General features: G+C 42.6%; 4 protein-coding genes. All 4 read left to right on the plus strand.

The window, feature by feature from the left end:
- Positions 1–50 precede the first annotated feature (50 nt).
- Genes KSZ58_RS01910 through KSZ58_RS01925 form a run of 4 tightly spaced genes read left to right on the plus strand, consistent with a single transcriptional unit; the run spans position 51 to position 7,970 of the window.
- Complete coding sequence (locus KSZ58_RS01910) at positions 51–1,532, plus strand: TIGR02677 family protein (RefSeq protein ID WP_009270287.1); 1,482 nt, start codon at positions 51–53, stop codon at positions 1,530–1,532.
- Complete coding sequence (locus KSZ58_RS01915) at positions 1,529–2,659, plus strand: TIGR02678 family protein (RefSeq protein WP_009270288.1); 1,131 nt, start codon at positions 1,529–1,531, stop codon at positions 2,657–2,659. The genes KSZ58_RS01910 and KSZ58_RS01915 overlap by 4 nt, the downstream gene beginning before the upstream one ends.
- The gene (locus KSZ58_RS01920; RefSeq protein ID WP_009270289.1) at positions 2,656–6,690 is read left to right on the plus strand and encodes a TIGR02680 family protein; all 4,035 of its coding nucleotides are present in this window, start codon (positions 2,656–2,658) and stop codon (positions 6,688–6,690) included. The genes KSZ58_RS01915 and KSZ58_RS01920 overlap by 4 nt, the downstream gene beginning before the upstream one ends.
- The gene (locus KSZ58_RS01925; protein ID WP_008818400.1) at positions 6,687–7,970 is read left to right on the plus strand and encodes a TIGR02679 domain-containing protein; all 1,284 of its coding nucleotides are present in this window, start codon (positions 6,687–6,689) and stop codon (positions 7,968–7,970) included. The genes KSZ58_RS01920 and KSZ58_RS01925 overlap by 4 nt, the downstream gene beginning before the upstream one ends.
- Positions 7,971–8,563 lie beyond the last annotated feature (593 nt).

An 8,563-nucleotide genomic window follows, 5' to 3' on the forward strand; every position in this document is an offset into this window, starting at 1 on the left:
AAAAGAATAGGAAATATATGGTAGAATGATAAAGAAAGGCGGTGAGGGATATGGAACTATATGATAAGCTTTTAAAACCGATAACCGAGGTGAATTATCTCAGAGCCGAGAATGTGGATCGTTACCGCATTATCATTCGCTATTTTTATCAGGAGCATGAAAAAATACACTACTGGATGTTTAAAGAGGATATTTATGACATGATATCCGCATTACCAGGATATGAAGACTATACCATGGAGAACTGTCAGAATGATTTGCAGGCACTGTGCGACTGGGGGAACCTCGTTGCTACACAGGATACCTCCGTTCCCAATACCTTACAGGAATTTAAAAATAAGAAATTTCGCTATCAGCTAAGTGAATATACCGTTGTAATTGAACGAATGACAATAGAGCTGGAGCATCTTGCTGTAGAAGGGGCATCCTTGGAACCGACGCTGCTGGAGCGGATTCGTAAACAGATTCTGCAGCTGCTTGCTGTAAGGGATAAATCGAATATGGAGGTCGCTGACTGGTGGCGAAGTCTGAACGATGATTTCATTCGCTTAAATCAGAACTATCAGGATTACATAAAGACATTAAACAGTGCCAAAGCAGAACAAATGATGAAGTCCAGAGAATTTCTGGTATTTAAAGATAAGCTGATCACCTATCTTCAGACATTTGTAAAAAGCCTGCAGGAGCATGGAATGATCATCGAGGATTATTTGAGCGGTGTAAAGGATGAAGATATGGCGCTGATTTTCGATAAGGTCGCAGAATATGAACTATCGATTCCCCGCATCAATTCCCATATCACAAAGACTGCCGTACTGGAAAATTGTCAGGGACGGTGGCAGAGTCTTTTCAACTGGTTTGTCGGAGAAAATGATAACAATGAGGTAAACCGCCTCTTTGAAATTACCAATGAAATCATACGGAAAATCACACGGTATGCACTGCAGATCGGTGAGCTGCACAATCAGGGGGCAAACCGTAAGGAGGAATACCGGCGTATAGCGGAAATATTCGCAAAATGCAATACTATGGATGAAGCACATCGCTTAAGTGCACTGGTGTTTGGGGCAGATACCTGTATGCATTTGAAAAACATCGCATCAAGGGATACGGACAGCATTCACAGTGGGGTGTATCAGGAAGCTTCTGCCTTCCTTGCACTGGAGCCGCGCACAAAGGTGGCAAGGAAAAAGCATGAGCGAAAGCCTGCGACGGATTATGCACTGGATCGGCGAATACAGCGTCTGGAGTATGAGGCACAGCGCGAGGCTGAACAGAAGAAGATAAAGGAATTGAGTAAAAACGGAGAAATCATCTTTTCTCAGCTTCCCTTACTTGACAAGGCCACCAGAAAAGCCCTGCTTGGCTGGGTATCCAAGGCACTTGCCGCAAGTGATCGGCGTGCCAAAACAGATCAGGGGCAGCATTATCATATAGAAAAGGAACGGGAAGGCGATTGTATACTGCATTGTGAGGATGGAAATCTGGTAATGCCTTGCTTCAAAATCCTGTTTGATGAGGAACAGTTATGAGAATAATAGAAGAATTGATGAATCGCCGCTGGATTCTGAAAAGTCAGGATCCACAGCTGTATTATGAAATAAAGGATAATGCCAAGGAATTGAAAAAGAAGCTGCAGGAGAAATTCGGCTATGCACTCATTATCAATCCATATCTTGTAAAGCTGGAAAAGATTCCAGGCAAAGCAGAAGGCTGGATGGGGATTACCGAATTTGAAACGCTTATGGAATATCAGATGTTCTGTTATCTGCTTATGCTTCTGGAAGACAAGGAAGCAGGGGAACGCTTTATCCTGAGTAATATCTGTGAATTTATTCAGGTGCAGCTTCCTAAAGGTGAGCTGGAATGGACAAGTCTGCGAGCAAGAAGACAGCTTGTGCGTGTATTGCAATATGCTCTTAAAATGGGGATGATCATTTCCCGGGAAGGTGATGAAGATTACTTTCTAAAGGATGAGACCAGCGATATATTATATGAAAACACCGGAGTATCACGCTATTTCATACGTAACATTCCCAAAGATATTATGGATTTTCATGAGCCGGAGGACTTTTTACAGAGCGAGTGGTTTGATATGGAAGAGGATCGCGGTATTGTCCGCCGGCAGCGTATTTATCGTAGACTCATGCTCTCCTGCGGTGTCTATCATACAGCTGAAGAGGATAAGGATGATGATTTCGGCTATATTCGTAATTACCGCAGAAATATAGAAAATGATTTTCAGAGTCTGTTTCCCTGTCAGCTGCATGTGCATTCCTCCAGCGCCTTTCTGGTTCTGGAAGAAGACTGCTCTATGGGTAAAGTCTTTCCAAAGACGCATGCCTATTATGATCTGCTGCTGATTGTCCATGACGATCTGCGTAAACGGGTAAAGTCTTCCCGTCTTTCTCTGGATCAGCACGAGGGAATCACACTACGGCTGGAAGAATATCTTGCCATCGTTCAGCGTCTGATCAAGAAAAACAATGCGTTACTGCCAAAGAAATATCAGATTGAAAATCGCAGGGTGGAAGACAGTGCAATGGATGTATGCAATCTTGCACAGACCTTGGGCTTTGCACAGGTGCAGCAGGAGAATATTTATATCTATCCGGTTGCCGGAAAAATAACAGGAACATATGCGGAGGTAACAGAATGAGCGAACTAATTAGCAAATGGCACATGCACCGGCTGGGGCTGGTTGATTTCTGGTATTATGTAAACGAGGAATTTTCCTTTAAAGACGGGCACATGCTGCTCAGAGGAAGCAACGGTTCCGGTAAATCTGTCACAATGCAAAGCTTTATACCACTGCTGCTGGATGGAAATAAAAGCAGTGAGCGTCTGGATCCTTTTGGTACACGCTCACGTAAAATAGAAAACTATCTGTTGGAGGAAGGCGGCGAACGAACAGATCGCATCGGCTATCTTTATCTGGAATTTAAACGCTCGGACAGTGAGGTTTACAAAACCATAGGGATGGGTATGCACGCGAAACAGGGACGTCCGCTTGTATCGTGGTATTTTGTAATTGAGGATAATCTGAGAATCAACAGAGAAGTGCAGCTACTGGATCATAACCTGGCAATTACAAAGCAGGTGTTGAAAAACCGTATCGGTGACACGCAGGTCATGGATTCGCAAAAAGAATACATGGACAGAGTGAATCAGGCACTGTTTGGTTTTGAAACCAGCGAGGAATATAAGGAAGCTATCACATTGTTGCTGCAGCTGCGCTCGCCTAAGCTGAGCAATTCCTTAAAACCAACCATGATCAATGAAATCCTGAGTGAATCCTTACAGCCGTTGAGCGAAGATGATCTTCGCCCAATGAGTGAAGCGATATCCAATATGGATAATATCAAGGATCAGCTGGATGCCTTAAAGCAAAGCTATGCTTCTGCAAAGGCGGTTTATCAGGTGTTCGAGCAGTACAGTCATGCCGTATTGTTTGAAAAATACCATATCTATCAGACTGTCAGGCAGACAGCCGCAAATCTTCATGAAGCTTATCAAAAATATGAGGAGGAATTACAGCGGCATCAACAGGAAACAAAGCAGAAGCAGGAAAACCGTACACAGCTAGCACAGGAACAGGCGCTGTTAACAGAAGAAAAGCTTTCTCTGGCAACAGACGACCTTCAGCGGCTGGTGGAGGATTGCACAAGACTGGCTGCTGAGAAAGAAGATACTATACAAAAGCTCCAGCATAAGGAAACCCAGGAAGAGGAAAAAAGTGATCGTCTTCAGGAACTTAGAGTACAGCATAAGACACAGAGTGACCGATGTGAGCAAGCCTTGTCTGAAATGAAGGAAGCCTTTGACCAATTAGATGTACTGCAGGAGGAGCTGCTGCTGGAGGATCATCTCCTATTAAAAGAGGAGATGTTTCAGCATCCGGACACTCCATATGATTTTACATATATCGGAAAGCGGCTGGATGCAAAGCTTCGCTTACTTGAGGAAGGACTGCAGCTGTTTAACTCCTATGATGTTGCAAAGTCACACCACAAGCAGCTGGTGGAAGAATTAGAGCAGCAGAAGCAGACGAATGAGCAGCAGGAACATCTGGTGGCGCAGCTTGATGAACAATGTGACCGCATCGTGGAGGAATATAAAGAAAGAATCAGTCAGTGGTCCGCAAACAATCAGCATCTAAAGCTGACGGATGAGGAATTCCACAAGATGATGCATCTTCTTATGCAGTATGAGGAACAGCCGGACTTTTATAAGCTGACGGATATCATTCAACAAAGCTATCAGACACTATATAAGGAAATCATTCACCTGCAAATTGAGCAAAAGGAAATGGCGGAAACCTGTAGGATGAATTTGGAACAGAAGAGCGCAGAGCTGCACATGTGGCAGACACAAAAGGATCCATCTCCTGCAATTGCTGGGGAACAGGAGCAGGCACGCCAGCTTCTGAAACAGCATCAGATTGAAAGCCGCAGCTTTTACACCCTTCTGGAATTTGATGAGCAGATGGATGAGGAACTGCGCGCATTGTGTGAAGAGGCATTGCTGCGTCTGGGAGTACTGGATGCACAGGTGGTGCATGCGAGCTCCCGATCATTGATTGAAACCCTTGCATCAGGAAGCGGGGATATGTATTTCTTTACACAGCGAAACGTAAGGGATTTACAACCGTATTATCTGAAGGGGACAACTCCTGAGCAGCTTGCGGGTGAAATCAATACCGTTCTGACATCCCTTCATATCACGTATGACGGTAAACTGCAGCTGCATGATGCCATGTTTCAAACCGGGATTGTAGAGGGAAAGCTTTATCAATCTGTATCGGCAAGATACATCGGAGAAAATGCAAGACAGAAATACAGAGAACAAATGATTCTGCAGTTACAGAAAGCATGTGACATGCTGAAAAAGGAATATGATCAGGAAATGCAGAAACTCACGGATCTGGACAAACGATTGGAGCAGCTGGAACAGGAAGCATCCGCTTTTGTAAAAGAAGATGATCTGCATCTTGCCCTACAGCAGTTAAATGAGGGGCGAAGAATATTGCAGCACGATATTGCCTGCTATCATCAGATGGAGGAACGTCTGCGAAGACATTTGGAAGCGATGCAGGGAATTGAAAAACAGCTGCGGGAAACTGCAGGTAAATTATCGATTACGTTACGCCGCAATGTGTTTGAACAACAGAAGGATGGTTATAACAGCTACAGAAAACTGTTACAGCTGGTACAAACAAAACAGCCGATATTCATACAATCTCTCGACTTTGTGAAAAGCTGTGAAACGCAAATAGAAGATGCCTTTCGGGATGTTTCAGAATTCAAAGCAGAAATCGATACGTTAAGAGAACTGATAAAGAAACAAAACCTTCTTCTGCAGCAAAAGGAAAAACAGCTGAAGGATTTGGGGTATGAGGATAAACAGAAACGGTTACAGCAGATCGAAGAACGATTGCATAAGCTGCCGGATCTTATGCAGGAACTGGATACACGTTTGGGACAGCTGCAAAGTCTTGTAGCCGCAACGTCACAGGATCTGGAACGCACAAAGCAGGATATCGAACATCAGGATGCACTGGTTTCAACGTATTTTGATGTTGTGAAAAACGAAGCTGCACTCGGATATACGAATATTCCTTTATGTGAAGATGGACAGCTGATCAAGGAAATACGGAATCTGGAAAAACAGACAGAAGTCCTAAAGAAACCGGAAGCATTGAAAATGGATCTTCAGACAGCTTATTACAATCATAGAAGTAATCTGCAGGAATACAATCTGACCTTCACAACGGATGATACATGGGAAGAACTCACAGATATCAGTGCCAGACTGGATATCAATGCGCGATATCAGGGAACCTCTCTTTCCTTTCCAGAACTGCTTGACTGTCTGCAACGTGATGTTGATTTACAGAACAATCTGCTTGTAGACTCTGACCGTCACCTGTTTGAGGATATCCTGGTAAATATCATCAGCAAAAAGGTACGTATCCGTATACAAAACAGCCGTGCGTGGGTGGATACCATGAATCGCTATATGAACGCAATGAATACCAGCAGCGGACTGCATCTGAATCTGCAGTGGAAGAGTAAAAAAGCGGAAAGTGAAGAAGAAATGGATACCAGACAGCTGGTGGAAATCCTGCAAAAGGATGTCAAAGTCGTAAAGGAAAGTGATTTAAAACGTCTGTCTTCCCACTTCCGGTCAAAAATTGCTGCCGCAAGAAATCTGCAAAATATTGAAAACAACACCTTAAGCTTTCATCAGCTGATGCGTCAGGTTATGGATTATCGAAAATGGTTTGAATTCAAAATCATGGCACAAAAAACCGGAGAAGCTAAAAAAGAGCTTACGAACAATACCTTCTATGCTTTTAGCGGAGGTGAGAAAGCAATGGCGATGTACGTGCCTCTATTCTCAGCCGTAGCCGCAAAATTTGAAAGTGCCAGAGAGGATGCGCCGTTGCTGATTGCCCTGGATGAGGCATTTGCAGGAGTGGATGAAAAGAACATTTACAATATGTTCGATTTGATCAGCAAATTTAAATTTGACTATATTATGAATTCTCAGGTTCTATGGGGAGACTACGCTTCCGTAAAAGGTCTTGCCATTTATGAACTGTTTCGACCGGAAAACGCCCGTTTTGTAACTGTGATTCCATATGAATGGGATGGGCATATAAAACGCATGAAGGGAGATTTATCATGATAGAAGATGCATTTGCACAATATCTTTTACAGGATACCGGCTTTCGACGTGTGACAGATCTATGGATTCGTCAATATCAGAAGCTGCAGCATTTTGGAGGAACAATATGTATCAAGGATCCTGAAGATGATGAGCGTGAGGCAATCGGGGGCTTACTCGGTAAGGATTACTGGGGAGTCCGTGACATTTCCATACCTTATTCTGTCTGGGAAAAGGCAATCGAGGACAGCCGGTTTGCCGGAAGTGATTTTCTTCGTGTACTTGAAATTTATAAGGGGGAAAGCATACTGACGAACAAGGAACAGAAGGAAATAAAAGCTCAAAAGGAACAGCAGGATATGCAATCTCTATCCAAACGCTATGCATGCACAAAAGCTGGAGAGTGGCTAAACTGGATGCAGGAAACAAATCATAAAAGCTATGGAAATATCCGTCAGCTGCTAAACAATAATAAGTGGCAGACAGTATGTTTCATATTGGACGCAATCAATCAGCTGCCTGTCTGGAAGCAGGAAATAGAAACTATGGCAGTATTCGCCTCCGCAGTGACCCAGGATCCGCATTTCTTTGATAAAGGCATTGAGAATACGCTACTGTTTCAGGGGATCTGTTACTTCCTTAATGTCGAGGAACAGGATATCAGTCTGGCAGAGAAGAACAAGCTGTATTATGAAGCCGGTTTATTAAAAGATGATTTATCAAACAGCTGTATGATTGCGCATCTGAATGCAGAAGGCAGAGATGGAAAAGTACATGAGGCATGGAAAGGATTCTTTGACCGCTATGAGGCATGGACAGTGTCGTTGTACAATCTGCAGCAAATCCATAACATATCTGACGCTATTAAGGCAGTTTATATTGTGGAGAATCCGTCGGTATTCCGTTCTTTGTTTTTGGAGGGAAAAAGGCTGGGCAAGGAACAGATCGGCTTTGTATGCACAAATGGTCAGCTAAATCTGTGCGGCTATGTATTGCTGGATCTCATACAGAAAAGTAACATTCCCATGTATTATGCAGGGGACTTTGATCCTGAGGGAATTCTGATTGCGGATAGGCTAAAGCAGCGTTATAAAGATGATCTGCATTTATGGAAAAGTACAGTGGAGGATTATCATAGGATTATGTCAACCTCATCCATCCGTGAAAAGCGTCTCTTGTCATTGCAAAACTGCAGGAGTGAAGAATTACAGGCACTTTGCAGAGAACTTGAAAAGCACGCATGCAGTGGTTATCAGGAGGCATTGCTATCCTTATATATTGAGGAAATAAAAAATTCTTAAAATAAATGTTCTATCTTGTTTTAAAGTATATTCAAAAAGGAGAATTCAAATAAAAAATGATTTCATTGTGTTGAGTTCTCCTTTTATGAATTACTACCATCGTGTATAAACGAAAGCAGTGAGCCTTTTTCTTATATCCCTCTATGTTTGATAATGAATAGAATGTGAAAATTGAGAATATCGTTTGAGAAATATATGGATTGCTGTATCTTTTATTTATTCAGGTTAAATAAGATATGTGTTGGAAAACATATGAACGTTGACTGTTTATTTATATGCCTTCCTTATATATGGAGGCAGCGAGCTTTTAGAGGTAAATACATTGGAAAATAAAAATATTAAAAAAATGAAATTTATTGTTGACATAGGGTATGATTCGTTGTATTATATACGAGCGCTGATGAGGAACAGCGGCGCACGAAATAGAAATTTCGGTCTTTGAAAACTGAACAGGAAACGTCAATTATTTGAGAAAACAATATTCTCGGTATAACGATAACAAAAATGAAATTCAAACGCAAGTCATGCGTTAGAGCTAAATCAAATGGAGAGTTTGATCCTGGCTCAGGATGAACGCTGGCGGCATGCCTAAT

Origin of the sequence: Erysipelatoclostridium sp. DFI.2.3, from assembly GCF_019132535.1 — a bacterium.
Taxonomy (GTDB): Bacteria; Bacillota_I; Bacilli_A; order Erysipelotrichales; family Erysipelotrichaceae; genus Clostridium_AQ; species Clostridium_AQ innocuum.